26 protein-coding genes and 1 riboswitch are annotated in these 26464 nt (G+C 71.8%); of the genes, 14 read left to right on the top strand and 12 right to left on the bottom strand.

Annotated elements, in window-relative coordinates:
• Positions 1-64: 64 nt before the first annotated feature.
• Positions 65-1456 (top strand): M1 family metallopeptidase, encoded by a 1392-nt coding sequence (locus ACZ7FF_RS27985; protein ID WP_470815336.1) that lies wholly within the window; start codon positions 65-67, stop codon positions 1454-1456.
• A gap of 29 nt (positions 1457-1485) precedes the next feature.
• On the opposite strand, the gene ACZ7FF_RS27980 is transcribed toward ACZ7FF_RS27985, so the two are convergent.
• Positions 1486-2454, bottom strand: coding sequence for a GNAT family N-acetyltransferase (locus ACZ7FF_RS27980; protein WP_470815335.1), 969 nt, complete (start codon positions 2452-2454; stop codon positions 1486-1488).
• A gap of 110 nt (positions 2455-2564) precedes the next feature.
• Positions 2565-3140, bottom strand: a complete 576-nt coding sequence (locus tag ACZ7FF_RS27975; RefSeq protein WP_470815333.1) for a TerD family protein — start codon at positions 3138-3140, stop codon at positions 2565-2567.
• A gap of 159 nt (positions 3141-3299) precedes the next feature.
• Here ACZ7FF_RS27975 and arfB point away from each other — a divergent pair, with 159 nt between their 5' ends.
• Positions 3300-3737, top strand: a complete 438-nt coding sequence (gene arfB / locus ACZ7FF_RS27970; RefSeq protein ID WP_470815331.1) for an alternative ribosome rescue aminoacyl-tRNA hydrolase ArfB — start codon at positions 3300-3302, stop codon at positions 3735-3737.
• Positions 3738-4098: 361 nt separating this feature from the next.
• Here arfB and ACZ7FF_RS27965 read toward each other — a convergent pair whose 3' ends face one another.
• Both ACZ7FF_RS27965 and ACZ7FF_RS27960 read right to left on the bottom strand, forming a co-directional pair.
• Positions 4099-4557, bottom strand: a complete 459-nt coding sequence (locus ACZ7FF_RS27965) for a GNAT family N-acetyltransferase (protein ID WP_470815329.1) — start codon at positions 4555-4557, stop codon at positions 4099-4101.
• Between the two features lie 73 nt (positions 4558-4630).
• A complete protein-coding gene (locus ACZ7FF_RS27960) occupies positions 4631-5203 on the bottom strand; it encodes a flavin reductase family protein (RefSeq protein ID WP_470815327.1) in 573 nt (190 codons plus the stop codon).
• A gap of 336 nt (positions 5204-5539) precedes the next feature.
• Between ACZ7FF_RS27960 and cdgB the strand changes: the two genes are divergently transcribed.
• On the top strand, positions 5540-7195 hold the full coding sequence (gene cdgB / locus ACZ7FF_RS27955) for a diguanylate cyclase CdgB (protein WP_470815325.1): 1656 nt from the start codon (positions 5540-5542) through the stop codon (positions 7193-7195).
• Positions 7196-7312: 117 nt separating this feature from the next.
• Positions 7313-8224 carry a carbohydrate-binding protein gene (locus tag ACZ7FF_RS27950; RefSeq protein ID WP_470815324.1) on the top strand — a complete coding sequence of 304 codons (912 nt, stop codon included), beginning with the start codon at positions 7313-7315 and terminating at the stop codon, positions 8222-8224.
• 4 nt (positions 8225-8228) lie between these two features.
• Here the strand turns inward: ACZ7FF_RS27950 and ACZ7FF_RS27945 are convergent, their stop codons facing one another.
• The 3 genes from ACZ7FF_RS27945 to ACZ7FF_RS27935 all read right to left on the bottom strand — a co-directional run bounded on the left by ACZ7FF_RS27945 (position 8229) and on the right by ACZ7FF_RS27935 (position 11433).
• The gene (locus ACZ7FF_RS27945) at positions 8229-9158 is read right to left on the bottom strand and encodes a 1-phosphofructokinase family hexose kinase (RefSeq protein WP_470815323.1); all 930 of its coding nucleotides are present in this window, start codon (positions 9156-9158) and stop codon (positions 8229-8231) included.
• Between the two features lie 122 nt (positions 9159-9280).
• Positions 9281-10408, bottom strand: a complete 1128-nt coding sequence (nagA, locus tag ACZ7FF_RS27940) for an N-acetylglucosamine-6-phosphate deacetylase (RefSeq protein ID WP_470815554.1) — start codon at positions 10406-10408, stop codon at positions 9281-9283.
• Between the two features lie 80 nt (positions 10409-10488).
• Complete coding sequence (locus ACZ7FF_RS27935; RefSeq protein WP_470815321.1) at positions 10489-11433, bottom strand: ROK family protein; 945 nt, start codon at positions 11431-11433, stop codon at positions 10489-10491.
• Positions 11434-11494: 61 nt separating this feature from the next.
• Between ACZ7FF_RS27935 and ACZ7FF_RS27930 the strand changes: the two genes are divergently transcribed.
• The 3 genes from ACZ7FF_RS27930 to otsB are packed head-to-tail and all read left to right on the top strand — an operon-like array spanning position 11495 to position 14007.
• On the top strand, positions 11495-12835 hold the full coding sequence (locus ACZ7FF_RS27930; RefSeq protein WP_470815319.1) for an extracellular solute-binding protein: 1341 nt from the start codon (positions 11495-11497) through the stop codon (positions 12833-12835).
• 35 nt (positions 12836-12870) lie between these two features.
• Complete coding sequence (locus tag ACZ7FF_RS27925; protein ID WP_470815318.1) at positions 12871-13095, top strand: DUF3263 domain-containing protein; 225 nt, start codon at positions 12871-12873, stop codon at positions 13093-13095.
• Positions 13096-13131: 36 nt separating this feature from the next.
• Complete coding sequence (otsB, locus tag ACZ7FF_RS27920; protein WP_470815316.1) at positions 13132-14007, top strand: trehalose-phosphatase; 876 nt, start codon at positions 13132-13134, stop codon at positions 14005-14007.
• On the opposite strand, the gene ACZ7FF_RS27915 is transcribed toward otsB, so the two are convergent.
• Together ACZ7FF_RS27915 and ACZ7FF_RS27910 are read right to left on the bottom strand one after the other, a co-directional pair.
• The gene (locus ACZ7FF_RS27915) at positions 13995-15422 is read right to left on the bottom strand and encodes an alpha,alpha-trehalose-phosphate synthase (UDP-forming) (RefSeq protein ID WP_470815314.1); all 1428 of its coding nucleotides are present in this window, start codon (positions 15420-15422) and stop codon (positions 13995-13997) included. The two genes, otsB and ACZ7FF_RS27915, sit on opposite strands and share 13 nt — an antisense overlap.
• A gap of 83 nt (positions 15423-15505) precedes the next feature.
• Positions 15506-16450 carry a glucosyl-3-phosphoglycerate synthase gene (locus tag ACZ7FF_RS27910; RefSeq protein ID WP_470815312.1) on the bottom strand — a complete coding sequence of 315 codons (945 nt, stop codon included), beginning with the start codon at positions 16448-16450 and terminating at the stop codon, positions 15506-15508.
• A 130-nt stretch (positions 16451-16580) separates the two neighbouring features.
• A riboswitch (SAM riboswitch) is annotated at positions 16581-16725 on the top strand.
• A gap of 17 nt (positions 16726-16742) precedes the next feature.
• On the opposite strand from ACZ7FF_RS27910, the gene thrC reads away from it, so the two are divergent.
• The 4 genes from thrC to groL all read left to right on the top strand — a co-directional run bounded on the left by thrC (position 16743) and on the right by groL (position 20866).
• Positions 16743-18026 carry a threonine synthase gene (gene thrC / locus ACZ7FF_RS27905; protein WP_470815310.1) on the top strand — a complete coding sequence of 428 codons (1284 nt, stop codon included), beginning with the start codon at positions 16743-16745 and terminating at the stop codon, positions 18024-18026.
• Entirely contained in the window at positions 18023-18298 is a 276-nt protein-coding gene (locus ACZ7FF_RS27900; protein WP_470815309.1) for a MoaD/ThiS family protein, read from the top strand. Before thrC ends, ACZ7FF_RS27900 begins: the two co-directional genes overlap by 4 nt.
• Before the next feature lie 442 nt (positions 18299-18740).
• The gene (locus ACZ7FF_RS27895; RefSeq protein ID WP_004929928.1) at positions 18741-18944 is read left to right on the top strand and encodes a cold-shock protein; all 204 of its coding nucleotides are present in this window, start codon (positions 18741-18743) and stop codon (positions 18942-18944) included.
• Positions 18945-19243: 299 nt separating this feature from the next.
• Complete coding sequence (gene groL / locus ACZ7FF_RS27890) at positions 19244-20866, top strand: chaperonin GroEL (protein ID WP_470815307.1); 1623 nt, start codon at positions 19244-19246, stop codon at positions 20864-20866.
• Between the two features lie 92 nt (positions 20867-20958).
• Here groL and ACZ7FF_RS27885 read toward each other — a convergent pair whose 3' ends face one another.
• The 3 genes from ACZ7FF_RS27885 to ACZ7FF_RS27875 all read right to left on the bottom strand — a co-directional run bounded on the left by ACZ7FF_RS27885 (position 20959) and on the right by ACZ7FF_RS27875 (position 23060).
• Complete coding sequence (locus ACZ7FF_RS27885) at positions 20959-21792, bottom strand: hypothetical protein (protein ID WP_470815552.1); 834 nt, start codon at positions 21790-21792, stop codon at positions 20959-20961.
• Between the two features lie 250 nt (positions 21793-22042).
• Positions 22043-22237 (bottom strand): DUF397 domain-containing protein, encoded by a 195-nt coding sequence (locus tag ACZ7FF_RS27880; protein ID WP_470815305.1) that lies wholly within the window; start codon positions 22235-22237, stop codon positions 22043-22045.
• Positions 22221-23060 carry a helix-turn-helix domain-containing protein gene (locus tag ACZ7FF_RS27875; protein WP_470815303.1) on the bottom strand — a complete coding sequence of 280 codons (840 nt, stop codon included), beginning with the start codon at positions 23058-23060 and terminating at the stop codon, positions 22221-22223. Before ACZ7FF_RS27875 ends, ACZ7FF_RS27880 begins: the two co-directional genes overlap by 17 nt.
• A 115-nt stretch (positions 23061-23175) precedes the next feature.
• Here ACZ7FF_RS27875 and ACZ7FF_RS27870 point away from each other — a divergent pair, with 115 nt between their 5' ends.
• The 3 genes from ACZ7FF_RS27870 (at position 23176) to ACZ7FF_RS27860 (ending at position 26457) form a co-directional block, all read left to right on the top strand.
• Entirely contained in the window at positions 23176-23598 is a 423-nt protein-coding gene (locus tag ACZ7FF_RS27870) for a hypothetical protein (RefSeq protein WP_470815302.1), read from the top strand.
• Positions 23599-23712: 114 nt separating this feature from the next.
• Entirely contained in the window at positions 23713-24840 is a 1128-nt protein-coding gene (locus tag ACZ7FF_RS27865) for an NADH:flavin oxidoreductase (RefSeq protein WP_470815300.1), read from the top strand.
• 69 nt (positions 24841-24909) lie between these two features.
• The gene (locus ACZ7FF_RS27860; protein WP_470815298.1) at positions 24910-26457 is read left to right on the top strand and encodes a carboxylesterase/lipase family protein; all 1548 of its coding nucleotides are present in this window, start codon (positions 24910-24912) and stop codon (positions 26455-26457) included.
• Positions 26458-26464 lie beyond the last annotated feature (7 nt).

The following is a 26464-nucleotide window of genomic DNA, read 5'->3' as shown; positions in this document are numbered from 1 at the left end:
GCCGCGGCCCCGGCATCCCGGCCCGCTCACCGGCCGCCGGACCGCCCGACCTAAGATCACTGACATGTCCAGATCCGTGCGCCTTGTTCCGGCCGCCGCGGCCGTGCTGGTCCTCGCCCTGACCGGCACCGGGTGCACGGGCGGGGTCCACGGCACCCCGGGCGGCGCGGGCCTGCGCGACCCGTACTTCCCGAAGGCGGGCAATGGCGGTTACGACGTGGACCACTACGGCCTCACCCTCGACTACACCCCCGCCACCCGTCGGCTGACCGCCACCGCGGTGATCACCGCCCGCGCCACCAAGGACCTGTCCGCCTTCGACCTGGACCTGTCCGGGCTGCACGTCGACTCGGTCACCGTCGGGGGCCGCGACGCCCGTTTCAACCGCGCCGGACAGGAGCTCACCGTCCGCCCGCACGACGACCTGCGCAAGGGCCACACCTTCCGCACCACCGTCCGCTACTCGGGCACCCCGCACACCATCACCGACCCCGACGGCTCCGCGGAGGGCTGGCTGCCCACCGCCGACGGCGCCCTCGGCCTCGGCGAGCCCGTCGGCTCCATGGCCTGGTTCCCCGGCAACCACCACCCCTCGGACAAGGCCACCTACGACATCACCGTCACCGTCCCGCAGGGCATCCAGGCCCTCTCCAACGGCGAGTTGACGAGCCAGTCCACGCGCGGCGGGCGCACCACCTACCGCTGGCACACCGCCCAGCCGATGGCGAGCTACGTCGCCACGGTCGCCATCGGGCACTTCGACATCACCCGCGGCAAGGGCCCGAACGGGCTGCCCGTCCTCACCGCCGTCGACCCCACGCAGGCGGGGGCGAGCGCGAAGGTCCTCGCGCAGCTCCCCGAGATCATCAAGTGGGAGGAGGACACCTTCGGGCCCTACCCGTTCTCCTCCGTCGGCGCGATCGTCGACCGCCCGGACGACGCCGGCTACGCCCTGGAGACCCAGAACCGGCCCGTCTTCCCCGGCGCTCCCGAGACCAGCACCCTCGTGCACGAACTCGCCCACCAGTGGTACGGCGACTCGGTCACCCCCAAGTCCTGGCGCGACATGTGGCTCAACGAGGGCTTCGCCACCTACACGCAGTGGCTGTGGGACGAGGACCACGGCGGCGAAAGCGCCCAGAAGACCTTCATGGACTACTACAACGGCGACAACGACGCCATCTGGGCCTTCCCGCCCGCGAACCCGTCGGGCGCCGCGCACATCTCCGACTCGCCCGTCTACGAGCGGGGCGCGATGGTGCTGCACAAGATCCGGCAGAAGGTCGGCGACAAGGCCTTCTTCGCCCTCATCCGCGGCTGGGCGGCCTCCCACCGCTACGGCAGCGCGGACACCGCCGACTTCACCGCCTACGTCGAGAAGCAGAACCCCGGCCAGGACTTCCGTGAGATCTGGAAGGACTGGCTGTACGGGCAGGGCAAGCCGAAGCACCCCTGAGACGCGCCCCCGCGCCGGCCGTCACCTGCTCAGGCGGGGGAACCGGCGGGACCGGTGCCCGCCTCCCACTCGTCCAGCAGGCGCGCGAGCCCCGGCGGCCACACGGGCTCGGCCTCCTCGGCCAGTTCCCGCCGGGACCACCACCGCCAGCCGAGGATGCCGTCGGCGGCGTGCGCGGCGGCGAGCCCGGGGCCTGCCGGGTCCCGGTGCGGGCCGCTGGTGACGTAGACGTGCTCGTGCTGGCGGACGTGGATGTCCATGCGGGTGAAGTCGTGTTCCCAGGTGCACAGCAGGGGGCCCGGCTCCAGATCGGTCCAGCCGGTCTCCTCGGCCAGTTCGCGCAGGGCGCCCTCGCGCGTGCCCTCGCCCGGCTCCAGGCCGCCGCCGGGCAGCGCCCAGTGGACCCCGGCCTCGGCGTTGTCGTACCGGAAGAGGAGCACCGCGCCCCGGGGGTCGACCACGGCGATCCGGGCCGCCCGCCGGGGTGTGCGCAGCACCTTGCGGAGTACGGCGCAGGGCCGGCCGAGGGCGCGGTCGGGGCGGTGGTCCACGACCATGTAGCCGAGGGCGGTCCAGAAGGCCAGGCCCTTGGGGTTGTTCTCCAGGACGGCGAGCCGAACGGCCTCGCGGCCCTGGGCGCGGAAGCGGTCCTCGACGAGTCCCGCGAGCGTACGACCGTGTCCCCGGCCGTGCTCGGCCGCGTGCACCATCAGGAGACCGATCCACGGATCCGGGTCGGCGGGGTCGGGGTGGTGGGCGAGGGTGGTCGCGAGCCCGACGAGCCGCCCCTCCTCGGTGCGGGCGGCCAGCACCTCGGCGCCGGGCACGGCCAGATCCTCGGCCAGCGCCCGCGCGACCTGCTCGGGCCGCACGTCGTCCGGGTCCGGGAAGTCGCCGCTGAGCCGGTGGAACTCGCGGTTGGACGCGTACAGCGCGGTGAGTTCGGTCAGCACCGCCTCCGGGACGTCCCGGCCGGGGGAGAGGGGGGCGAGGATCACGCGGGCAACCTATCCCGCCACCCGGCCGCCCTTCCCGGGGTTTTCCGCCCGGGCGGCGCGGGCCCCGCGCCGCGTACGGAACCGGGGCCCGCGCTCGCCGCGCAGGGGTGTCAGACGTTCACACCGAAGTCCTGGGCGATGCCCACCAGGCCCGAGGCGTAACCCTGGCCCACGGCGCGGAACTTCCACTCCGCGCCGTTGCGGTACAGCTCGCCGAAGACCATGGCGGTCTCGGTGGCGGCGTCCTCCGACAGGTCGTAGCGGGCGATCTCGGCGCCGCCGGCCTGGTTGACGATGCGGATGTAGGCGTTGCGGACCTGGCCGAAGTTCTGGCCGCGGTTCTCGGCGTCGTAGATGGAGACCGGGAAGACGATCTTGTCGATGTCGGCCGGGAGCGCGGCCAGGTTGACGTTGATCGCCTCGTCGTCGCCCTCGCCCTGGCCGGTGGTGTTGTCACCGGTGTGGACGATGGCGTTGTCCGGGGTCTGCTTGTTGTTGAAGAAGACGAAGTGGGCGTCCGAGTAGACCTTGCCCTGCGCGTTGACCGCGATGGCGGAGGCGTCGAGGTCGAAGTCCGTGCCGGTGGTGGTGCGGACGTCCCAGCCGAGGCCCACGGTGACAGCGGTCAGGCCCGGAGCCTCCTTGGTCAGCGAGACGTTGCCACCCTTGGACAGGCTTACAGCCATGTTGGGAGTCCCTTCCTTGATGTCCCTGCATCGGTGATGCGTGCGGACGAAGCTACCGTCACCCGGGAGAACGTCGAGGGGGGTGCCGCTGGTTCCGGGTCCCTTTACCTTTTTTACCGTGCGAAATCCGGATGACGTGGGCCGGGTGAGACCGGGAACATGGAGGGCATGTCCGGTCCTTACCTCGTCCGCGGCTCCGTCTCGCTCCCCGAGGCCGAGCTGATGTGGCGTTTCTCCAGGTCGTCGGGGCCCGGCGGGCAGCACGTCAACACCAGCGACTCCCAGGTGGAACTGCGCTTCGACCTGGCGAGCACCGAGGCGCTCCCGCCGGTGTGGAAGGAGCGGGCACTGCAGCGGCTCGCCGGCCGGCTGGTCGACGGCGTGGTGTCGGTACGGGCCTCCGAGCACCGCTCCCAGTGGCGCAACCGCGAGGCCGCCGCCGTGCGCCTCGCCGCCCTCCTCGCGGAGGCCACCGCGCCGCCTCCCAAGCCCCGCAGGCCCACCCGCATCCCGCGCGGCATCAACGAACGCCGGCTGCGGGAGAAGAAGCAGCGCGCGGAGACCAAGCGCGGCCGAACGGGCCGGGACTGGACCTGACCAGCCCCCACCGCCGCGCCCCGCCGCCCTGACCGGCCGGCACTCCACACCCGGCCCGGCACCCCTGCCCGGCGGCGCCCGGCGCGGCACCCTCGTCCGCGAGGCAAAGCCCGGCACCTCCACACCCGTCCGCGACGCGAAGCCCGGCACTCCACTCCCGTCCGCGGCGCCCGGCCAGGCACTCACGTCCGCGGCGCCCGGACCGACCGGCACTCCCGTCCGCGGCGCAAAGCCGGCACCCCCGTTCGCCGACGCCCGCACCGACGGGCACGCACGTCGCGACGGAAGCCCTGCATTCCACTCCCGTCCACGGCGCCCGGCCCGGTGCTCGCGTTCGCGGTGCCCGGTGTGTCCGTCGGGGCTACAGCGCCAGCACTCCCACCGTCTGGCCCCCGCTCGTCTCGCCGTTCTTGCGGAAGCCGAGGCGGAGGTAGAAGTCCTCGGGGCCGTCCGGGCCCGGGTGCCAGGTGACGTAGAGCTCCTTGCCGCCGCGGCGGCGGATCTCTGCGGCGACCGCGTCGACGGCGAACCGGCCGTGGCCCCGGCCCTGTTCCCCCGCGGCGATGTTCAGCCGCCACAGACCCGAGCGGCGCACGCTGCCGTCGCCGTACCAGTCGATGTCGAGGAAGGCCATCAGGAAGCCGACCGGGCGGTCGCCGTCGACGATCAGCCGGGGCCAGGCGACGCCGGCCGGGTGGACGTACGCCTCGGCGAGGGAATGCGCCACGGGCTCGACCGCGTGCTCCTGGTCGGGCCGGATCCGGATGCCGAGGGCGTCCTCGAAGTTCCGGGGTGTGACTTCTTCCAGATGCGGTGTCATCCGGGCACGGTAAGTGCGCCGGACACCGCCGGGCCACGGAATATCCGAGGGGCACGGCGGGGAAATCCGAATGTCAGCCCAACTGCCGGTACCGGCCGCGGAAATACGTCAGCGGACCGCCCTCGGCGCTCGGGACCCGCGCGGTCAGCACCCGGCCGATGACCAGGGTGTGGTCCCCGGCGGCCACCCGCTGCTCGGTCCTGCACTCCAGGGTGGCCAGCGCGCCGCCCACCAGCGGGGCGCCGGTCACCTCGCCGCGGACGTAGGGGATGTCCTCGAAGAGGAGCCGGTCGCTGATGCGGCCCTTCATGGCGAAGCGGCCCGCGATGTGCCGCTGGCTCTCGGCGAGCACCGACACCCCCCACAGCGGCTGCTCGTCGAGCAGGTCGTCCATGCGGGAGCCGTCACGCAGGCTGACCAGGACGAGCGGCGGGTCGAGGGAGACCGACATGAAGGCGGTCGCGGTCATGCCGACGTCCTCCACGCCCGGCGCGTGCGGATCGTCCGGGTCGAGCGGCGGTTCCTGCGCGGTGACCAGGACCACGCCGGCGGCCAGCCGGGACATCGCGGCCCGGAACTCGTCGTTGCTCACCCCCTCAGCATGCCCGGAAGCTGCGAAGGCGGTGGGGGAAGGGGTCTTCAGCACGCCGGAAACGCTAGTCTCCGCCCCGCGCGGGCCGCATCGGGCCTCCGCCCGAGGCCGGTCCTAGGACCAGCGGACGACGACTGAGGCATGATGTGCGCAGATCCACAAAGTTTGCGTTCAGTAAACGCACAGAGAAAACGCGGAAACTCCACTCAATTGTTCACGTTCTCCTGTGACTTGAGTCACAAGGGGCAGGAATTGTTGACCCTGTGTACCGAGTGGGCAGCGCGCTGTGATTCAGTGGCTGGGAAGCCACGACAGCACCGTAAGAGCCATTGTTGAGAAGCGCCGACGACAACCCTTGATTCGCTGCGAGGTCTCGGGGGGAGGGCGAGCATGGAGACCGAGTCGGAGCCGTACGTCCGTCTTGCGTCCCTGCGACAGCTGCACCAGGTCATGGCCGACATGAACACGGCCCGCAGCCTGGCGGACACACTGCAGACCGTCGCCGACGGCGTCGTGAACGCCCTCGGGTACGAGATGGCGTGCGTGAACCTCGTGCGCCCCGACGGCGACCTCGTCGTCGCCGCGTTCTCCGGGAACTCCGCCGCCGAGGCCCTGATCACCGGCCGGGTCGGCTCCCGCGAGTCCTGGGAGCGGCGGCTGAACATGGGCGAGCGCTGGGGCGACCTGGTGTTCATACCGCACACCGAGGGCTGGGTCCTCGACGACGACGACGTTCCCCAGTGGTACACGGACGGTCCCGCGCCGCGCTTCGAGGACGAGTGGCACCCCTCGGACCGCCTCTTCGCCCCGATGTACACCCCGGGCGTGCAGGGCGGCTCCTCCGGCGAGCTGCTCGGGGTCATCTCCGTCGACCGCCCGCGCAACGGCCGCCGGCCCGGCGCCTGGGGCCGCGAGGCCCTGCAGATGTACGCCTTCCAGGCCGCCATCGCGATCAGCAACGCGCGGCTGCGCGCCAACATGCAGCGCGCCCTGGTCCGTCTGGAGCGCGAGCAGCAGGCGCTGCGGGCGAGCGAGGAGAGCTTCCGGCAGGCCTTCGAGTACGCGCCCTCCGGCATGGCCATCGCCGAGATGGGCGGCGACCAGCACGGTCGCATCCTGCGCACCAACGACGCCCTGTGCCGCCTGCTGGGCCGGCCCGCCTCCGCGATGCGCCGCTACTCCTTCTCCGACCTCGTCCACCCCGAGGACATCGGCACCCTGCTCAGGACCTCCGCCGAGGGCGGCCGCGCGGAGCTGCGCCTCGGCCGCAGGGACGGGAGCTACGTCTGGGTGTCCCTGCGCAACTCCGTCGTGGCCGACGCCGCCGACGGACCCCGCTTCCTGCTCACCCACGTCGAGGACATAGAGGAGCGCAAGCGCCGCGAGCTGCAGCTCGCCCACCGCGCCTCGCACGACTCCCTCACCGGGCTGCCGAACTCCGCGGAGCTGCGCTCGCGCCTGTCGGCCCGGCTGTGCCGGCGCCAGGCCCAGACCGGCGCCCTGGAGTCCCTGGACGCGGCCTACGGCCATCCGGCGTTCGACCCCCCGGCCGGCCACGGTTTCGACTTCGTGCCGGGCGCGGAGGCGTTCGACGGCTACGACCACCATGTGCACACCGTCGCCCCCGAGGACGGGCGGGACGACGGTGCCAAGGGCCTCGCGGTCCTGTTCTGCGACCTCGACGGCTTCAAGTCGATCAACGACCGGTTCGGGCACAACGCGGGCGACGCCGTCCTCATCGAGGTGGCCCGGCGCCTGTCCCAGGGCGTGCGCGACGGCGACACGGTGGCCCGGCTCGGCGGCGACGAGTTCGTGATCCTCGCCAACGGCCTCGGCCGGGCCGACGCCGAGGACCTGGCCGTACGGCTGCGCAACGAGATCATCCAGCCGATCCGGGCCGAGGGCAGGGCCGTCCGGGTGGGCGCGAGTTTCGGCATCGGCTGGGCACACTGCGGTATGACCGCGGACGAAGTGTTGAAGTCAGCCGACGAACGGATGTACGTAGAGAAACGATCTCGTCCCAAACAGCACCGACGCGCCGGATGAGCCGCAGGTCAGCGGAGTGATGCGGTCCGAGTCACCCGTTTGGGCCAGCGAGAGCGGGTAGGCTCGCCATTCCAACCCGTATCGCATCCGCCCGCACCTGTTGAGGAGTACCAAGGGATGACGCCCGGCGACAACGGCGCGAGCACGCCCGAGGACGACGACCCGTTCGGCTACCTGTACGCAGACGGCCAGGCCAGAGGGGCCCAGCCGCCGTCCGGCGGTTACGGCTACCCGAACTCGGTCAGCAGGGTGCGCACGGTCGGCGAGCGCCAGTACGGCCAGCCGACGGTGCCGCAGCAGCAGGGCGCCTACGGCCAGCCGAACGCCCACTACCAGGCTCCCGAGACGCTGCCCGGCGGCGCCCCGACGAGCCGCCAGCAGCAGCCCTCGCCCGGCCGCCGCGGTCCGAACACCAAGGGCCTGCTGATCGGCGCCATCGCGGTGGTCGCCGCGGTCGTCATCGGCATCAGCGTCGCCATGCTCAACGGCAGCTCGGACGACAACAAGAGCAAGAACCAGGCCGGCAACACCCCGACCCAGTCCCAGAGCAACGACCCGAGCCCGTCGAACAGCAGCCCGGCACCGACCGGCGACCTGCCGAAGGTGGACGGCTCGAACAGCGGTCTCCAGCTCGCGGGCGGTGCCGCCGTCACCAGCGACGTCACCGGGGCGCGGTCCGCGGACGGCAAGTACATCGGCGGCCTCAACCAGCCCGGCGCCTCGGTGACCTGGACGGTCAACGACATCCCCGAGGACGGCCCGTACACCCTCTTCGTGAACTACAGCGCCGCTGGCGACGACCAGGCGATGACGCTCACCGTCAACGGCAAGCCGTACGGCAGCAAGCTGGGCCTGAAGAACTGGCGGCACGCCAAGGACGGCGACTTCACCAACGGCTGGACCAGGTCCTACGTGTGGCCGGACCTGAACAAGGGATCGAACACGCTGTCCATCTCCTGCCAGCCCGGCGACAAGTGCAACGCCCTGCTCGACCAGCTCTGGATCAAGAAGGGCCACGTCACGGGCTGAGCCGTCACGCGGCGCTCTGATCTCCCGTCACCGCGACCCGGTCCACCAGTTCTTCGTAGGTGGCCGGGTCGAACTCGCCCGCCGCCGGGGCGCGTACCGTCGCCGCCGAGAGGGCGATCGCCCGGGACAGCCGGGCAGGCCAGGGGAGGTCTTCGAGCAGGCCCGACAGCAGGCCCGCGACCGCCGAGTCACCCGCGCCCGTCGGGTTGCCGTGGATGCGGACGGGTGGGGTGGCACGCCAGCGGCCCTCGGGGGTGACGGCCAGCAGGCCGTCCGCGCCGAGGGAGGCGACGACCGCGTGGGCGCCGCGGCGGCGGGCGTCGTGGGTGGCTCGGGTGGGGTCGTGGGAGCCGGTGAGTTCGGCCAGTTCGTCGGTGTTCGGCTTGATGAGGTCGGGGCGGGCGGCCACACCCCGTCGCAGCGGCTCGCCGCTGGTGTCGAGGAGCACCGGCACGCCGAGCGCGCGGGCCGTACGGATCAGGCCCGCGTACGCCCCCACCGGCACCCCCGGCGGCAGGCTGCCGCACAGGGCCACCGCCGAGGCACCGGCCAGCAGCTTCTCGTACCGCCCCAGGAAGGCGCCCCACTCGGCGGGCGCTATCTGCGGGCCGGGCTCGTTCAACTGGGTGGTGTCACCGCGGAGTTCGTCGACGACGGCGATCGTGCGGCGGGTCGCCCCCGCCACCGGCACCAGCGCGTCCGTCAGCCCGGCGGTGCCCGCGAGCCGCTCACGCACCGCACGCCCGGTCGCCCCACCCGCGAACCCCGTGACCGTCACCTCGTGTCCGAGCGCGGCCAGCACCCGGCCCACGTTGACACCCTTGCCGCCCGGCCGCTCGATGACCTCGGAGACCCGGTGCGAGGCGTGCGGGCGCAGTGACCGTACGCGATAGGTGATGTCGAGAGCGGTGTTCAGCGTGACCGTGAGGATCACTCGTGCCGACCTCCCTCGAAGTCCCTGTGCCCGTCATCGGTTTCCGGGGCCTCGATCATGCCAAACAGACGGCGGCCGGCCCAGTCACGGGTCGGCCGCCGTCGCGGGAAAAGAAGGGCGTATCAGGCCAGTTGCGGCGCCACCACCCACTCGCCCCGCCGCATCACGCCCTTGATGTCGAAGTTGTCGTCCAGCAGGACCAGATCGGCGTCCTTGCCCGGCTCCAGGGAGCCGACGCGGTCGGACAGGCCGAGCAGCCGGGCCGGGCCCGCGGACAGGGCCTTGACGGTGTCCTCCACGGACAGCCGGTCGACGGTCACCGCCCGCTTGAACGCGCGGTCCAGGGTGAGCGTCGAGCCCGCGATCGAGCCGCCCTCGACCAGCCGCGCCACGCCCTCGCTGACCTCCACCTCCAGCGGGCCGAGCATGTAGCGGCCGTCGCCGATGCCGGCCGCGTCCATCGCGTCCGTGATGAACGCGACCCGGTCCGCGCCCGCGTGCCGGAAGGCCAGCTCCAGCGCGGCGGGGTGCAGGTGCGTGCCGTCGTTGATCAGCTCGACCGTCACCCGCTCGTCCTCCAGCAGCGCGGCGACGGGGCCGGGCGCGCGGTGGCCGAGGGCGGGCATGGCGTTGAAGAGGTGGGTGGCGACGGTGGCGCCCGCGTCGATCGCCTCGACCGTCTGCTCGTAGTCGGCGTCGGTGTGCCCGATCGCCGCGATCACGCCGTGCTCGGCGAGCAGCCGTACGGAGTCGATGCCGCCCGGCAGCTCGGCGGCGAGGGTGAGCATCCGCGCCTGCCCGCGGGCCGCGTCGATCAGCTTGCGGACCTCGGCCGGCTCCGGGTGGCGCAGCAGCTTCTCGGAGTGGGCGCCCTTGCGGCACGGCGAGATGAAGGGCCCCTCGAAGTGGATCCCGGCGATCTCCCCCTGCTCGGCCAGCTCGCTCAGCAGCCCGGCCTGCCGCACCAGCAGGTCCATCTCGTCGGTGACGGTGGAGGCGACGAGGGTGGTGGTGCCGTGCCGGCGGTGCGTGCGGACGGCGGTGAGCACGTCGTCGGCCGTACCGGAGAAGGACGCTCCGCCGCCGCCGTGGTTGTGGATGTCGACGAAGCCGGGGACCAGCCAGTGGCCGGTCACGTCGATCGTCGCGGCGCCGGCCGGGGCGGCCGCGGTGATGTGCCGGCCGTCGACCGCCACCCGGCCGTTCTGCACCGTTCCGGTGGGAAGCACCACGTGCGCGCCGGTGAGCACCTGCGGGCCGGTGGGGGCCGAGGTCGCCCGCGCCCCTCGGGGGGCGCCGTCCGGGGCCGGGGTTTCCCGCTCGGTTGCCATCAGGTGCTTACCTCCGGAGTCGTAGGGATGGTCGTCAGGAGATCGCGCGCGAGCAGTCCCGCGCCCAGGCAGCCCGCGGTGTCACCGAGGGCGGCGGGGACGACGGACGGCAGTTTCTGGAAGGTGACCCGGCGCCCGACGGCGTTCCGCAGGGGCTGGAACAACACTTCCCCCGCCTCGGCCAGGCCGCCACCGATGATCAGGGTGCGTGGGTCCAGCAGGGTGAGCGCGGTGACGAGGCCGTCGGCGAGCGCGTCCACCGCCTCCTGCCAGACCCGGACGGCGTTCGGGTCACCGGACGCGACGGCCTCGGCGCAGTCCGCCGCGTCCGCGTCCGGGTTCCCGCCGGCCGCCGCCCACGCCTCGCTGACGGCGGAGGCGGACGCGTACCGCTCCAGGCAGCCGCGCTGCCCGCAGGGGCAGGGGGTGCCGCCGGGGCGTACGACGATGTGGCCGATCTCGCCCGCGAAGCCGTGCGCGCCCGCCTCCACCCGGCCGTCGATGCCGATGGCGCCCGCGATCCCGGTGCCGAGCGGCACGAACAGGAACCGGTCGGCGCCCCGGCCCGCACCGATCCGGCCCTCGGCGAGGCCGCCGGTGCGCACGTCGTGGCCGAGGGCGACGGGCACCCCGAGCCGCTCGGTGAGCAGGGCGCGCAGGGGTACGTCCTTCCAGCCGAGGTTGGCGGCGTAGACGGCGACGCCGTGCTGCTCGTCGACGATCCCGGGGACCGCGATGCCGGCCGCTGCGGCCGGCTCACCGAACCGCGCCACACCGTGGTCGCGCAGTTCGGCGGCGAAGTCGAGGATGCCCGCGACCACCGCGTCGGGACCGCGCTCGCGGCCGGTGGCCCGGCGGGCGCGGTGCAGCAGGGCGCCGTCGTCGCCGACGAGGGCGGCCTTCATCCCGGTACCGCCCACGTCCAGGGCGATGACATGTCTCACGGGGGACAGTGTGGCCCGCACACCCGGGAGAGGTCTAGTCCACTCGCGTGGTGTAGACCTTATGTGTCCATATATTGAACGGTCAGACAGCAGGGTTGGGGCTTTGACGGTGCGTCGGGGAACGGCAGGAGTGATCGCGGTGGTGTCCGCACTGGGCATGACGGCGGTACTGGGCGGCTGCGGGAGTACGGGCTCCTCCGACGTGACCCTCAGACTCGTCGCGGCCGACTACGGCGACTCGGCCGCCAACAGCTCCCAGAAGTACTGGGACTCCCTGGTCAAGGAGTACGAGGCGAAGCACCCCGGGGTGAAGGTCGACGTCAGCGTCTACTCCTGGAAGGACGTCGACAGCAAGGTCAAGGAGATGGTCGACGCCGGGCACGCCCCCGACATGGCCCAGATAGGCGCCTACGCCGACTACGCGGCCGCGGGCAAGCTCTACCCGGCCTCGGACCTGATCTCCATCCGCACCCAGGCCGACCTGCTCTCCTCGCTGGCCGACGCCGGCCAGTGGAACCACACGCAGTACGGCATCCCCTTCGCCGCCTCCACGCGCGTGCTCTTCTACAACAAGACCCTGTTCGCCAAGGCCGGCATCACCCCGCCCACCACCTGGGACGAGCTGGCCGCCGACGCCAAGGCGCTCAAGGACAAGGGGGTGAAGTACCCCTACGCGCTGCCCCTCGGCCCGGAGGAGGCCCAGGCCGAGACCATGCAGTGGCTGCTGAGCGGCGGCAGCACGGAGACCGGCGGCACCGGCTTCACCGACGACGTCGGCACCTACACCATCGACTCCGCGCAGAACGTCCAGACGCTCACCTGGCTCAAGGACGAGCTGGTCGGCAAGGGCCTGACCGGTCCCGTGGCGCCCGGCAGGCTCAACCGCGCGGACGCCTTCGCCGCCTTCGCCGACGGCCAGGTCGGCATGCTCAACGGGCACCCCACGCTGATCCAGCAGGCCGAGAAGAAGGGTGTGCAGTTCGGCATGGTGCCGATGCCGGGCCGCACCGGCAAGGCCAGGGCCTCGATGGGTGTCGCCGACTGGATGATGGCCTTCAAGCAGAACGGCCACGCCGACCAGGTGGGCGACTTCCTCAACTTCGTCTACAGCGAGAAGAACGTCCTCGGCTTCTCCCGCGAGTACGGCCTGCTCCCGGTCACCGGGTCCGCCTCCGACACCATGAGCGCCTCGGAGGCGGCCCCCGACAAGGCCCTGCACCCCTTCCTGGACCAGCTGTCGACCTCCGAGCTGTACCCGGTGGGCAAGACCTCCTGGGCGTCGGTCAGCGCGGCCGTGAAGAAGGACATCGGCCAGGCCGTCGCCCCCGGCGGCGACCCGGCCGGCGTGCTGACCCGTCTGGAGGCGAACGCCACGGCCGTCGACAGCAGCAACGCCGGCTGACCCGGTTGTCGGTGCCCGGCGTTACGGTGGCGGGCATGGAACTGGGCAGCCGTGAAAAGGGCATCCTCGCGCTGGAGCGCCGGGGCTTCACCGGCCCCGGCGCCAAGGAGCGTGCGATACGCGAGGAGCTGGGCCTGGCCCCCGTCCGCTACTACCAGCTCCTCAACGCCCTGCTGGACGACGAGCGCGCGCTGGCGCACGATCCGGTCACGGTGAACCGCCTGCGCCGGGTCCGCGAGGCACGGCGCTCCGAGCGCTGAGGAGTGAGGGCGGCCCCGCGCGGATAGTGTCGCCGTATGGGCACCCATACGACGGACGCAACGGATCCCACCGACCCGCCGGACCCCCTGCCGACCCCCACCACCCGGCCCGGCCGCGACGGCCTCGCGGCGCTGCTGGCGAGGCCCCGCACCGCAGTGGTCGGTCTCGACTTCGACGGCACCCTCGCCCCGATCGTCGCCGACCCCGAACAGGCCCGCGCCCACCCGGAGGCCGTCCCCGCGCTCGCCGCGCTCGCCCCCAAGGTGGCCTCCGTCGCGGTGATCACCGGCCGGCCCGCCGGCGTGGCGGTCCGGCACGGCGGCTTCGCCGGCGTGGCCGGCCTGGAGCACCTGACCGTCCTCGGCCACTACGGCGCCGAGCGCTGGGACGCGGTCACCGGCACGGTCACCGCCCCCGCCCCGCACCCCGGCGTCGCCGCGGTCCGCGCCGAGCTTCCCGGCGTCCTCGACCGCGTCGGCGCCTGGCAGGGCACCTGGATCGAGGAGAAGGGCCGGGCGGTCGCGGTGCACACCCGCCGAGCCGAGGACCCGGGGGCCGCCTTCGAGGCCCTGCGCGCCCCGCTCACCGACCTCGCCACCCGGCACGGCCTGATCGTCGAACCGGGCCGCATGGTCCTGGAACTCCGCCCGCCGGGCATGGACAAGGGGGTCGCCCTCCTCGACCACGTCCGCGCGACCGGCGCCGAGTCCGTCGTCTACGCGGGCGACGACCTCGGCGACCTGCCCGCCTTCGCCGCCGTGGACAAGCTCCGCTCCGACGGCCTGCCCGGCCTCCTCGTCTGCAGCGGCAGCACGGAGGTCACCGAACTGGCCGAAAGGGCCGACCTGGTCGTGGACGGCCCGGAGGGCGTCGTACGGCTGCTGAGGGGCCTCGCGGCTCAGCTGGACTGAGGGTCCAGCGCGTGCAGCTGGTCCAGGAACCACTGGGCGGGCGGCAGCGCGGTGGCCGCGGCGGCGAGCCGCTTCGACCGCTCCGCCCGCTCGGCGGCCGGCATGGTCAGCGCCGTGTGCAGGGCCTCGGCCGTCCCCCGGATGTCGTACGGGTTCACCACGATCGCGTCCTCGCCCAGCTCCTCGTACGCCCCCGCCTCCCGGGACAGCACCAGCGCGCACCCCTCGTCGGAGACGACCGGGACCTCCTTGGCGACCAGGTTCATGCCGTCCCGGATGGGGTTGACGAGTGCCACGTCGGCGAGCCGGTACGCGGCCAGCGACCGCGCGAAGTCGTCCTTCACATGCAGCACGACCGGGGTCCAGCCGGCCGTCCCGTACCGCGTGTTGATCTCCCCGGCCACCCGCTGCACCTCGGCCGTGTAGTCGCGGTAGACGGACAGGTCCTGCCGCGACGGGTAGGCGAACGCGATGTGCACCACGCGCTCGCGCCACTCGGGGTGGTCGTCGAGCAGCTGCCGGTAGGCCAGCAGCCCGCGCACGATGTTCTTGGACAGCTCGGTGCGGTCGACGCGCACGACGGTCCGGCGGCCCTCGCCGATCTCCTTCCGCAGCGCCGCCATCCGCTCGTCCACGTCCGGTTCGTGGGAGCGCTTGCGCAGGAAGTCCGCGTCCGCGCCCAGCCCGTGCACCCCGATCCGGGTGCCCGAGGGGATCCCGGGACCCAGCACCGCGTGGCAGCAGTCCGTGAACGCGTCCGCCCAGCGCCGGGTGAGGAACGCGGCCCGGTCGGCCCCGAGGATGCCGGTCAGCAGCTCGGCCGCGACGTCGTCGGGCAGCAGCCGGAAGTAGTCCGGCGGGGCCCACGGGGTGTGCGAGAAGTGGCCGATGCGCAGGTCGGGACGGAGCTGCCGGAGCATGCGCGGGGCGAGGGCCAGGTGGTAGTCCTGGATCAGCACCGCCGCGCCGTCGGCGGCCTCCTCGGCCAGCGCCTCGGCGAACGCCCGGTTGTAGGCCTCGTACGACGCCCACTGCCGGCGGAACTCCGCGTCGAAGACCGGCTCCAGCGGTGTCTGGTACAGCATGTGGTGGACGAACCAGAGCACCGAGTTGGCGATGCCGTTGTAGGCGTCGGCGTGCACGGACGCGTCGATGTCGAGCATCCGCACCCGCTGTCCGCCGGTGTCCCCGGCCGGCAGCAGCCCGCCGTCCGCCCGCCGCACGGCCTCCCGGTCGCCGTCGCCGAGCGCGGCGCACACCCACACCGCGTCGGTGTCCGGCCCGATGGCCGACAGCCCCGAGACCAGCCCGCCGCCACCCCGCTTGGCGTGCAGCGAGCCGTCGGGGCGCACCTCGTACGAAACCGGGCCGCGATTGGACGCGACCAGCACCTCTGCACCGTGCGTGGAAGCCATGGTCCTCAACCTAGCCCGGCCCGGAAACGCTCAAACGTACGGACCACCCCGGAAGGCGGCTGTATACGGCCGTACCTCCGCTTTCACGCCACCCGGCGATGCGCGTACTCCGCGATCTCCGTCATCGGCGGCCGTTCCTCGGTGTCCACCGAGTAGGTGCGCGGTTCGAAGCCGTCCTCGCCCCGCTCGAACTGGGTCAGCGAGGGGCGGATCAGATGGCCGCGGGCCAGCCGGAGCTGCGCGGTGCGGTAGATGGCGGCGGCCATCCGGCCCAGCGCCTGGCCGTCCTGGTGCCGGTGCCTGCGCACCCCGACGTCGACCTGGGCCAGCGCGTCCAGGCCGACCAGGTGCAGCGCGTCGACCAGCATGCCCAGCTCCACGCCGTAGCCGACCGGGAACGGCAGCTGCTCCAGGAGCGAGCGCCGGGCCGCGTACTCGCCGCCCAGCGGCTGCACGAACCCGGCCAGCTGCGGCCAGTGCATGTTCAGCAGCGGGCGGGCCATCAGCTCGGTGACCCGGCCGCCCTGCCCCGACGCCCCGGCGAGCGGGCGGTCGTACATGCCCTTGACCAGGTCCACCTCGGGCTCGGTGAGCAGCGGGCCGACGATCCCGGAGACGAAGTCGCAGGAGAACTCCCTCAGGTCGGCGTCGATGAAGCAGATGACGTCACCGGTGGTGACGAGCAGGGAGCGCCACAGGACCTCCCCTTTGCCCGGGACGGCCGGGATGCGCGGCAGGATGTCGTCGCGGTGGACGACCCGCGCGCCCGCGGCGGCGGCGACCTCGGAGGTCCGGTCGGTCGAACCGGAGTCGACGACGACGATCTCGTCGACCAGCGGGACCCGCTCCACGAGGTCGCGCCGGATCACCGCGACGATGTCGCCGACGGTCTCCTCCTCGTTGAGCGCGGGCAGCACGACGCTGATCTTCTGACCCGTACGCTGCTTGGCGGCGAGGAGCAGCTGCAGCGGGCGATCGGACACGGACCAGGAGCGGGTGCTCAGCCAGCGCTCGACTTCTTCCAGCACGGTCCCCGGCTCCTCACGGTTGTCTCGCGGTTCGGACGACTATCTCAACTGTCCTGGCCTTCGGTTACAGTCTTGAACAACGCCGATGACCATCGCATGTCGGGGGTCGCCCGCGTTGACAACCACATACAGCTCATCCAGAGGGGCAGAGGGAAACGGCCCGGTGAAGCCCCGGCAACCCTCCAGTCGGTACTCGTCTTTCCACAGCGAGGCTCCCGGCTAGGGAAGGTGCCAAATCCGTCTCACGGCGAGATGCGTCGTGAGGAAGATGAGGAGAAAGGGCCTCGCCTCCATGGCTGTGCAGACAGTTGCAAGCACCAGCAGTTCCACCGTCGATCTCGGGCCCGCCGCCGCTCTGAGCTGTCGCGAGTGCGGTCACCGGGTGCCGCTCGGCCCGGTTTTCGCCTGCGAGGAGTGTTTCGGCCCGCTGGAGATCGCCTACGACTTCTCCGCCTACGACGCCGAAGAACTGCGCCGGCGCATCGAGGCCGGTCCCGCGAACATCTGGCGTTACGCGCCGCTGCTGCCGGTCCCGGCGGACGTGGCCGGGAAGCCGAACCTGAACCCCGGCTGGACCAAGCTCGTCAAGGCCGACAACCTGGCGCGCGAGCTGGGCGTGACCGGCGGTCTGTACGTGAAGGACGACTCCGGCAACCCGACGCACTCCTTCAAGGACCGCGTCGTCGCGCAGGCCCTGGAAGCCGCCCGCGCCTTCGGCTTCACGACCCTCAGCTGCTCCTCCACCGGCAACCTGGCCGGTGCCGTCGGCGCCGCCGCCGCCCGCGCCGGCTTCCGCTCCTGCGTGTTCATTCCGCACGACCTGGAGCAGGGCAAGGTCGTCATGGCCGCGGTCTACGGCGGGCAACTCGTCGGCATCGAGGGCAACTACGACGACGTGAACCGCTTCTGCTCCGAGCTGATCGGCGACCCGGCCGGCGAGGGCTGGGGCTTCGTCAACGTCAACCTGCGCCCGTACTACGCGGAGGGCTCCAAGACCCTCGCGTACGAGATCTGCGAGCAGCTCGGCTGGCGGCTGCCGGACCAGATCGTGATCCCGATCGCCTCCGGCTCCCAGCTCACGAAGATCGACAAGGGTCTGAAGGAGCTGATCGAGCTCGGGCTGGTCGAGGACAGGCCGTACAAGATCTTCGGTGCGCAGGCCGAGGGCTGCTCGCCGGTGTCGACGGCCTTCAAGGCCGGGCACGACGTGGTCCGCCCGCAGAAGCCGAACACCATCGCCAAGTCGCTGGCCATCGGCAACCCGGCCGACGGCCCCTACGTCCTGGACATCGCCCGCCGCACCGGCGGCGCCGTGGAGGACGTGACGGACGCGGAGGTCGTCGACGCCATCAAGCTGCTGGCCCGCACCGAGGGCATCTTCGCGGAGACGGCGGGCGGTGTGACCGTCGGCGTCACCCGCAAGCTGATCGAGGCCGGCGTGCTGGACCCGGCGAAGACCACGGTCGTGCTGAACACCGGCGACGGCCTGAAGACCCTCGACGCGGTGGCCGGCACCGGCCTCAGCGCCACCATCCGCCCGACCCTGGACTCCTTCCGAGAGGCTGGCCTCGCATGAGCGTGACCGTTCGCATCCCCACCATCCTGCGCACCTACACCGGCGGCAAGGCCGAGGTCTTGGCCGAGGGGGCGACCCTCTCCGAGGTCATCGAGGACCTGGAGAAGAACCACACCGGCATCGCCGCCCGGGTGCTGGACGACCAGGGCAAGCTGCGCCGGTTCGTCAACGTCTACGTCAACGACGACGACGTGCGCTTCGAGCAGGGCCTGGGGACCGCGACCCCGGACGGCGCCGGCGTCTCCATCATCCCGGCCGTCGCCGGCGGCTGACCGAATGACTGAACATTACCCTCGGTAACAGTGATTACCGAATGTTCATCCGATTGCCCCCTCCGTGAGAGAAGCGGAGGGGGCAATTCTGCGTGATTGAGCGCGGTACAGTTGGGGAACGCGCTCCCGGAGTGCCAACCGGAAGCCCTTGATTCATGCCGCACACCCGATAAGAAGTAGCCAAAGTGCACGGGTCTTATGCGGCTTTTGTGGCTTTTATGGGGCCCGACTTGCCCTGAATTCGGGTGAATTCTCGCCACATTCCGGGCCCGGCTCGTCCAGAATTCTCGTCCGATTGACCTGTTGCAGACGGCAGTTGGACAGATACATTCAGCCGCGGTCGACGCGTTCCGGCGCACGCCCCCGTCCCATGGGGGGTGAGGTCTGACCCGGGTCCGCGAAGTGCGGATCTGTGCAAGGGCCAGTAATAGGGGAGTTAGGCATGGCTCAGGGCACCGTCAAGTGGTTCAACGCGGAGAAGGGGTACGGCTTCATCGCGGTCGACGGTGGTGCGGACGTATTCGTCCACTACAGCGCCATTCAGATGGACGGCTACCGCACCCTGGAAGAGGGCCAGCGGGTGGAGTTCGAGATCTCGCAGGGCCAGAAAGGCCCGCAGGCCGACATGGTTCGCCTCAGCGCCTGAACGTTTCTTGTACGAAGGGCCCGCACCTCGCACAGGGTGCGGGCCCTTCGCCGTGCCCGTGGGCGCCGTGTTCGCGGGCGGCTGACGGGGGCGGCCGTACCCCCGAGGCGCTTGCACTCGACCATGCCGAGTGCTAATCATTGGCGTTAGCACTCTGAAGGTGAGAGTGACAAAGAAGGACCGGGTCGGTGAGGTCCGCAGGCCATGTGGGGCAAGGAACCACAGGCCGGCGAACCGTCCGTCGCGGGCGCGGGCGCGGTCCGAAGGAATCACCCCCAGTCCTGGAGGGACCACTTCACATGGCCAAGATCATCGCGTTCGACGAGGAGGCGCGGCGCGGCCTCGAGCGCGGCATGAACCAGCTCGCGGACGCCGTCAAGGTGACGCTCGGCCCCAAGGGCCGCAACGTCGTCCTCGAGAAGAAGTGGGGCGCCCCCACGATCACCAACGATGGTGTCTCCATCGCCAAGGAGATCGAGCTCGAGGACCCGTACGAGAAGATCGGCGCCGAGCTGGTCAAGGAAGTCGCCAAGAAGACGGACGACGTCGCCGGTGACGGTACGACCACCGCGACCGTTCTCGCCCAGGCCCTGGTCAAGGAAGGCCTGCGCAACGTCGCCGCCGGTGCCAACCCGATGGCCCTGAAGCGCGGTATCGAGAAGGCCGTCGAGGCCGTCTCCGCCGCCCTGCTGGAGCAGGCGAAGGACGTCGAGACCAAGGAGCAGATCGCCTCCACCGCGTCCATCTCCGCCGCCGACACCCAGATCGGCGAGCTCATCGCCGAGGCGATGGACAAGGTCGGCAAGGAAGGCGTCATCACCGTCGAGGAGAGCAACACCTTCGGCCTGGAGCTCGAGCTCACCGAGGGCATGCGCTTCGACAAGGGCTACATCTCCGCCTACTTCGCGACCGACATGGAGCGCATGGAGGCGTCGCTCGAGGACCCGTACATCCTCATCGCGAACTCCAAGATCGGCTCCGTCAAGGACCTGCTCCCGCTCCTGGAGAAGGTCATGCAGTCGGGCAAGCCGCTGCTGATCATCGCCGAGGACGTCGAGGGCGAGGCCCTGTCGACGCTGGTCGTCAACAAGATCCGCGGCACCTTCAAGTCCGTCGCCGTCAAGGCCCCGGGCTTCGGTGACCGCCGCAAGGCCATGCTCGGCGACATCGCCATCCTCACGGGCGGCGAGGTCATCTCCGAGGAGGTCGGCCTCAAGCTGGAGAACGCGACCCTGGACCTCCTGGGCCGCGCCCGCAAGGTCGTCATCACCAAGGACGAGACCACCATCGTCGACGGTGCCGGCTCCTCGGACCAGGTCAACGGCCGGGTCAACCAGATCCGCGCCGAGATCGAGAACAGCGACTCGGACTACGACCGCGAGAAGCTGCAGGAGCGCCTGGCGAAGCTCGCCGGCGGTGTCGCGGTCATCAAGGCCGGTGCCGCCACCGAGGTGGAGCTCAAGGAGCGCAAGCACCGCATCGAGGACGCCGTCCGCAACGCGAAGGCCGCCGTCGAGGAGGGCATCGTCGCCGGTGGTGGCGTGGCCCTGCTGCAGGCCTCCTCGGTCTTCGAGAAGCTGGACCTCGACGGTGACGAGGCGACCGGCGCCAACGCCGTGAAGCTCGCGCTGGAGGCCCCGCTGAAGCAGATCGCCGTCAACGGTGGTCTCGAGGGTGGCGTCGTCGTGGAGAAGGTGCGCAACCTGGCCGTCGGCCACGGTCTGAACGCCGCCACGGGCGAGTACGTCGACATGATCGCCGAGGGCATCATCGACCCGGCGAAGGTGACCCGTTCCGCTCTGCAGAACGCCGCCTCCATCGCCGCGCTGTTCCTCACCACCGAGGCCGTCATCGCCGACAAGCCGGAGAAGGCCGCCGCGCCGGCCGGCGGCGGCATGCCGGGCGGTGACATGGACTTCTGATCGACCTGAGGGTTGATCGCCTGTCCTGTGGACCGAGGGCGGTACGTCCAGCTTCCGGCTGGGGGTACCGCCCTCGGGCTTTCGCGGTGGGTTCAGTCGGCGTAGTCCTTTGTCCTTTCCGGTCGTTTGAGGGACATCGCAGCGCGGATCCCGGCTGCGTGGACCTGGACCGCTGAAGGGGGCAGGGGCGCGTGGGAGCGCGTCGGCGCGTGTTCGCCCCGGCAGCCGCCGCACACGCCCCGTGGCAGTGCCTCCGGCCGCCCCGGCACCCCGCATTCCGAGCACTCCAGGACCCGGCGGGACACCGGACGCGGGACCGGTTCCGGCGGCAGCTTGTCGGTCAGACGGCGGCGGACCAGGGCGGCCGGGTGGTGGACCGGCGCCGGTAACCCGTCGGTCAGGGCGCGCAGTACGGCCTCGTCGGTGGCCCCGCGCGCGAACCACTCCGTGAGCAGCGGGGCGAGAGCGGCGCAGTCGGCGGCGGAGAGGGACAGGACGGGGGCCGTGCGGCCGAGGGCGGCGAGGAGGACGTGGGCGCGGGAGCGGGTGGGGCCGGGCCGTTCGGGCGGGTGCGCGTCCTCCGGTACGTCGCCGCGGGTGAACGCCGCCCACCAGGCGTCGTCGCGTGCGGTACGGGACCACCACGATCGGGTGATCCAGCGCGAGCCGCCCTCCTCCGTCTCCAGCCGCTCCCTTCCTCGCCGTAAGTGCCCCGCCGCCTGGATGCGGTTGAGGGCCGTGCGCAGCGCGCACTGGCCGTACGGGAGCTGCTTGGCCAGCGTCTTCACGGAGATGTCGGCGCCGTCGGGGAGCCGGTCGACGTACGCGGCGATGGCGGCCTCGCGCGGCGGCAGGTGCGCGAAGTCGCCGTTGGTACGGCGGTGTTGGTCGGACGCGGAGCGCTTTCCGTAACCCGGATTGGCCATCGGGTGGGAGGACGCGTGCGCGGGCGGGAGGGCAGGACTAAGCTTGGCTTCAGCCACGGGATCGCCTGTGTTTCGATCTCGGAGGTCAAGCCCCCGCAGGTGTTGGTAGCGCCTGGCGGGGGCTGTTCGTTATGCGGGCACGCTAGAGCCTCGTGACTGTGCGTGGCAAATCAGACGCATGCCGTCAACTCGCGGGGTGGGAGGGTGGGTTGAGGCCCTCCACCCATTCCATGCAAAGAGGGCTCGGGGCTCAAGGCTTGAGGTTCGCGACGAACGCGGACCAGGCCTCCGGCCGGAACACGAGCGTCGGGCCTTGGGGGGTCTTGGAGTCACGGACGGGGACGAGGGCGGGGTGATCGGTGGCGACTTCCAAGCAGTTGTTGCCGCCGCCGCTGTAGCTCGACTTGATCCATGCGGCCGTGCTCAGGTCAGGGGTGTTCCTCATGCGCGTAATCCTCCGCCAACGCCTCGATGAGAGCCAGGGACTTGTCCCGCGAGAGCGCTGAGGCCACGAGGAGGTCGTACCTGAACCTGAGGTGGGCGACGGTGGCGGGATCGTCCTCCACCCGCCCGGTGCGTACCCCCTCGTAGTAGACCAGCGGAGGGGCGTCCGCGAACTCCATCAACTTCAGGTCGGTCTGCATCGCCGCGTGTGCACCCGCGCTGAACGGCAGCACCTGCACGATGACCCGGTTACGGAGGGCCAGTCCGGCGACGTGACGCAGGGCCTCCGCCATCACAGCCCGTCCTCCCGTCTCCCGGCGCAACGATGCCTCGTCAAGCACCGCCCACAACAAAGGCTTTGTTGGATGGTCGAGTAGACGGACGCGCTCCATCCGGCCTTCCGTCCACTCCTCGATGGTCTCCTCCGATGCCATCGGGTCGTGCGCGCGGTTCACGGCCTGTGCGTACGCGCGCGTCTGCAGCAGTCCGGGGATCAGGAGCGGTGTGTACTCCCTGATCGCAGTGGCTTGAGCTTCGGCCTCCGCCACCACCTCGAAGTGCTCCTCGAACTTCGACCTGGCCGCCGCCCGGCAGTTCCGCTGGAAGAAGCCGTCCGTCTCCAGCACCTCGTCCAGCATCCGCGCGTACTCCGGCTGCATCCGCCGCGTGCCCGCCTCCAGCTGGCCGATGAACGACCCGCTCACGAACAACCGTTGGCCCAGTTGCTCCTGGCTCAGGCCCCTGCGCTCGCGGGCGTGCCGTAACTCCGCCCCCAGGAGGGCGCGCGGCGACGACGACGGGTCGAGGTCCTTCGGTCCTGCCATGGCAGCTCCTGATCCGACAGCGGAGTCTGTTGGGACGCCGTATCTGGCCAGGCTAGGGCGCGGGCGGACACGCTGTGTGGTGAACGGCAGCACTCTGCGTGGAGGAATTGGCGCAATGGAGATGAAGGAAACGGCGGCCGAGGAGCGGCCCGCCCGGACGGCCGCGGAAGCCGTCGAGCGGCTGCGCGCGGCCCTGCGGGGAGTCGGCGTCGTCCTCCCGTCCCTGCGGGTGGACCCGCTGAGCGTCTCGGACGAGGACCCGTACGCCCTGGTCGACCTCGGCCGCTGCAACCTCGGCGTGGCCTCCCGGCTCGCGGCGGCTCTCCGGGCGAAGGCGCCCGAGTACGCCGTCGACACGCGCAGCGGACGGATCGGTGAGGTGATGGGGCGGGTGGGCGGCCGGGTGCAGCTGCGCCCCGTCGGCGGCGGGCGGGAGTGGGACTGTCCGCCCGGGTCGGTCGAGCCGGCCCCGCCGGACGAGGTGCTGCGGGAGCGGGTGCGGCGGCTGAACCGGGAGAGTGTGAGCGGCACCACGTGAAGGCCCCGCCGGAGACGGAATGTGGGGCACCGCATAGGCGGTTACTTAAGGAGCTGCAACAATGCGTGTTCACATACCGAACGGTTAATCGATCACTCACGAGGAGCCCCCCACGTGACCGTCACGCCCCCCGCCACCTCCCGCGCGGCCCGGATCCTGTCCCGCCCGATCACCCTCAACGGCCTCACCGTCCCCAACCGGATCGCGATGGCGCCGATGACCCGCATGTTCTCCCCGGGCGGTGTGCCCGGCGAGGACGTGCGCTCGTACTACGCGCGCCGCGCCGCCGCCGGTGTCGGGCTCATCGTCACCGAGGGCACCTACGTGGGCCACGACTCGGCCGGACAGAGCGACCGCGTGCCCCGGTTCCACGGCGAGGAGCAGCTGGCGGGCTGGGCGAAGGTCGCCGAGGACGTGCACGCGGCGGGCGGCACCATCGTGCCGCAGCTGTGGCACATCGGCATGGTCCGCAAGGACGGTGACGCCCCCTTCCCGAGCGCCCCCGCGATGGGCCCCTCCGGTCTCGTCACCGCGGGCGCCGAGGCCACCGGCAGGGCGATGACCCAGCGGGACCTGGACGACGTCGTCACCGCGTTCGCCCGGGCCGCCGCGGACGCCGAGCGCATCGGCTTCGACGGCGTCGAGCTCCACGGTGCCCACGGCTACCTCCTCGACCAGTTCCTGTGGGAGGGCACGAACCGGCGCTCCGACGCCTACGGCGGTGACCCGGTGGCCCGCACGAAGTTCTCCGCGGAGATCGTCGCCGCGGTCCGCGAGGCGGTCTCCCCCGAATTCCCGGTCCTCTTCCGCTACTCCCAGTGGAAGCAGCAGGACTACACCGCCCGCCTCGCCGAGACCCCCGAGGAGCTGGAGGCGATCCTGACCCCGCTCGCCGCGGCCGGCGTCGACGTCTTCCACGCCTCCACCCGCCGCTACTGGCTCCCCGAGTTCGAGGGCTCCGACCTCAACCTCGCGGGCTGGACGAAGAAGCTCACCGGCAAGCAGGTCATCAGCGTCGGCTCGGTCGGCCTCGACGGCGACTTCATCAACGCCTTCCAGGGCCAGGGCTCCCCGGTCAAGGGCATCGACAACCTCCTCGACCGGCTGGAGTCCGACGAGTTCGACATGGTCGCCGTCGGCCGCGCCCTGCTGCAGGACCCCGAGTGGGCGGCCAAGGTGCTCTCCGACCGCCTCGACGAGCTGAAGCCGTACGACGCCGCGTCCCTGAAGACGCTCAGCTGAACCCGCCTGGGCGGACGGGCACTTGTGATCGTCGCCGTGCGTTCCCCTGGTGACCAGTGAGGAGCGAGCATGACGACGAGCGAGTCCCCGGCCCCGGACACCGACGGCCCCGTGGTGCGCACCGCCCACGGCGCGGTGCGCGGCCTGCGTGAGCAGGGGCTGTCGGTGTTCCGGGGTATCCCCTTCGCCGCGCCCCCGGTCGGCGAGGCCCGCTTCCGCGAGCCGCGCCCGCCCCGCCCCTGGGACGGCGTCCGCGACGCCCTGGCGTTCGGCCCGCCGCCCCCGCAGGAGGCGGGCTTCCTCGGCCGCAAGGCCCAGGTCCCCGGCCCGGAGTCCGACGACTGGCTCACGGTCAACGTCTGGACCCCCGACCCGGACCCGGGTTCGGCCCGCCCGGTCATGGTCTGGATCCACGGCGGCGCGTACAAACTGGGCCACGGCGGCCAGCCGGGCTACGACCCCCGGCTGCTGGCCCGCGACGGCGACGCGGTGCTGGTCACCTTCAACTACCGGGTGGGCATGGAGGGTTTCGGCCTCTGGGAGGGCGCGCCGGCCAACCGCGGCCTGCTGGACCAGGTGGCGGCCCTGGAGTGGGTGCGGGAGAACATCGGCGCCTTCGGCGGCGACCCCGCCCGGGTCACGGTGTTCGGCGAGTCGGCGGGCGCGGGCTCGATCGCCTCCCTGCTGGCCATGCCCAGGGCGCGGGGCCTGTTCCGGCGGGCGGTCGCACAGAGCGTGCCCGGCACGTTCTTCTCGCCCGAGCTGGCCCGTGACATGGCGGCGGTCCTGGCGGCCGAGGCGGGCCTCGCGCCCACGGCGGCGGACCTGGCGGCGGCGGACCCCCGGCGGCTCACGGCGGCCGGCCAGGCCGTGGGCGTCAAGATGTCCCAGTACAACGGCAGATGGGGTCAGGCGGCGCCCACGTCCGTGCCCTTCTCACCGGTGGTCGACGGCGACGTCCTGCCCACCACCCCCTGGGAGGCCCTGGCAGCGGGCGAGGCGCGGGACGTGGACCTCCTCGTCGGCCACAACCGCGACGAGTGCCGCCTGTTCCTGGTCATGGCGGGACTGCTCGACAAGGTCACGGACGAGATGGCGACCGCCACCCTGCGCCTGTACGCACCGGGTGGCGAGACGGGCGAGGCGGCCTACCGGGCGGCCTTCCCCGGCGCCACACCGTCCCAGCTCTTCGAACGCGTCCAGACGGACTGGCTGTTCGGCATGCCGAGCCTGCGCCTGGCCGAGGCGCAGCGCGCGGGCGGCGGCCGCGCCCACGTCTACGAGCTGACCTGGCCCGCCCCGGGCAGCGACGGTGTGCTCGGCGCCTGCCACGGCCTGGACGTCCCGCTGCTGTTCGGCACGTTCGGCGCGGACCTGGGCGCCCTGCTCTTCCCCGGTGGCGCGCCCACCCCGGAGGCGGAGCGGCTCTCGGCGCTCTTCCGCCGCTCCTGGACGGCGTTCGCGCGGACCGGCGACCCCGGCTGGCCGGAGTACGACACCGGGTCCCGCCTGGTGCGAATCCTGGACGCGGAGCCCGAGGTGGCGCCGTACCCGGAGGAGGCGAGCAGGCGCATCTGGGAGGGGCACGACCCGGTTCCGCTGCCGCTGCTGGGCTGAGCGGGGC

The organism is Streptomyces sp. NPDC037126, assembly GCF_055605965.1.
Note: the sequence above shows the minus strand (reverse complement) of the source record. Positions and strands in the feature narration are given on the sequence as shown.

Coding starts and splice junctions, on each gene's coding strand:
- ACZ7FF_RS27880 (WP_470815305.1), bottom strand. CDS start 22,237: ATGAGGAACACCCCTGACCTGAGCACGGCCGCATGGATCAAGTCGAGC.
- cdgB (WP_470815325.1), top strand. CDS start 5,540: ATGGAGACCGAGTCGGAGCCGTACGTCCGTCTTGCGTCCCTGCGACAG.
- ACZ7FF_RS27870 (WP_470815302.1), top strand. CDS start 23,176: ATGGAGATGAAGGAAACGGCGGCCGAGGAGCGGCCCGCCCGGACGGCC.
- ACZ7FF_RS27985 (WP_470815336.1), top strand. CDS start 65: ATGTCCAGATCCGTGCGCCTTGTTCCGGCCGCCGCGGCCGTGCTGGTC.
- ACZ7FF_RS27900 (WP_470815309.1), top strand. CDS start 18,023: ATGAGCGTGACCGTTCGCATCCCCACCATCCTGCGCACCTACACCGGC.
- ACZ7FF_RS27860 (WP_470815298.1), top strand. CDS start 24,910: ATGACGACGAGCGAGTCCCCGGCCCCGGACACCGACGGCCCCGTGGTG.
- otsB (WP_470815316.1), top strand. CDS start 13,132: ATGGGCACCCATACGACGGACGCAACGGATCCCACCGACCCGCCGGAC.
- ACZ7FF_RS27965 (WP_470815329.1), bottom strand. CDS start 4,557: ATGACACCGCATCTGGAAGAAGTCACACCCCGGAACTTCGAGGACGCC.
- ACZ7FF_RS27875 (WP_470815303.1), bottom strand. CDS start 23,060: ATGGCAGGACCGAAGGACCTCGACCCGTCGTCGTCGCCGCGCGCCCTC.
- ACZ7FF_RS27895 (WP_004929928.1), top strand. CDS start 18,741: ATGGCTCAGGGCACCGTCAAGTGGTTCAACGCGGAGAAGGGGTACGGC.
- ACZ7FF_RS27915 (WP_470815314.1), bottom strand. CDS start 15,422: ATGGCTTCCACGCACGGTGCAGAGGTGCTGGTCGCGTCCAATCGCGGC.
- arfB (WP_470815331.1), top strand. CDS start 3,300: ATGGAGGGCATGTCCGGTCCTTACCTCGTCCGCGGCTCCGTCTCGCTC.
- ACZ7FF_RS27975 (WP_470815333.1), bottom strand. CDS start 3,140: ATGGCTGTAAGCCTGTCCAAGGGTGGCAACGTCTCGCTGACCAAGGAG.
- ACZ7FF_RS27930 (WP_470815319.1), top strand. CDS start 11,495: ATGTGTCCATATATTGAACGGTCAGACAGCAGGGTTGGGGCTTTGACG.
- groL (WP_470815307.1), top strand. CDS start 19,244: ATGGCCAAGATCATCGCGTTCGACGAGGAGGCGCGGCGCGGCCTCGAG.
- ACZ7FF_RS27885 (WP_470815552.1), bottom strand. CDS start 21,792: ATGGCCAATCCGGGTTACGGAAAGCGCTCCGCGTCCGACCAACACCGC.
- thrC (WP_470815310.1), top strand. CDS start 16,743: ATGGCTGTGCAGACAGTTGCAAGCACCAGCAGTTCCACCGTCGATCTC.
- ACZ7FF_RS27950 (WP_470815324.1), top strand. CDS start 7,313: ATGACGCCCGGCGACAACGGCGCGAGCACGCCCGAGGACGACGACCCG.
- ACZ7FF_RS27925 (WP_470815318.1), top strand. CDS start 12,871: ATGGAACTGGGCAGCCGTGAAAAGGGCATCCTCGCGCTGGAGCGCCGG.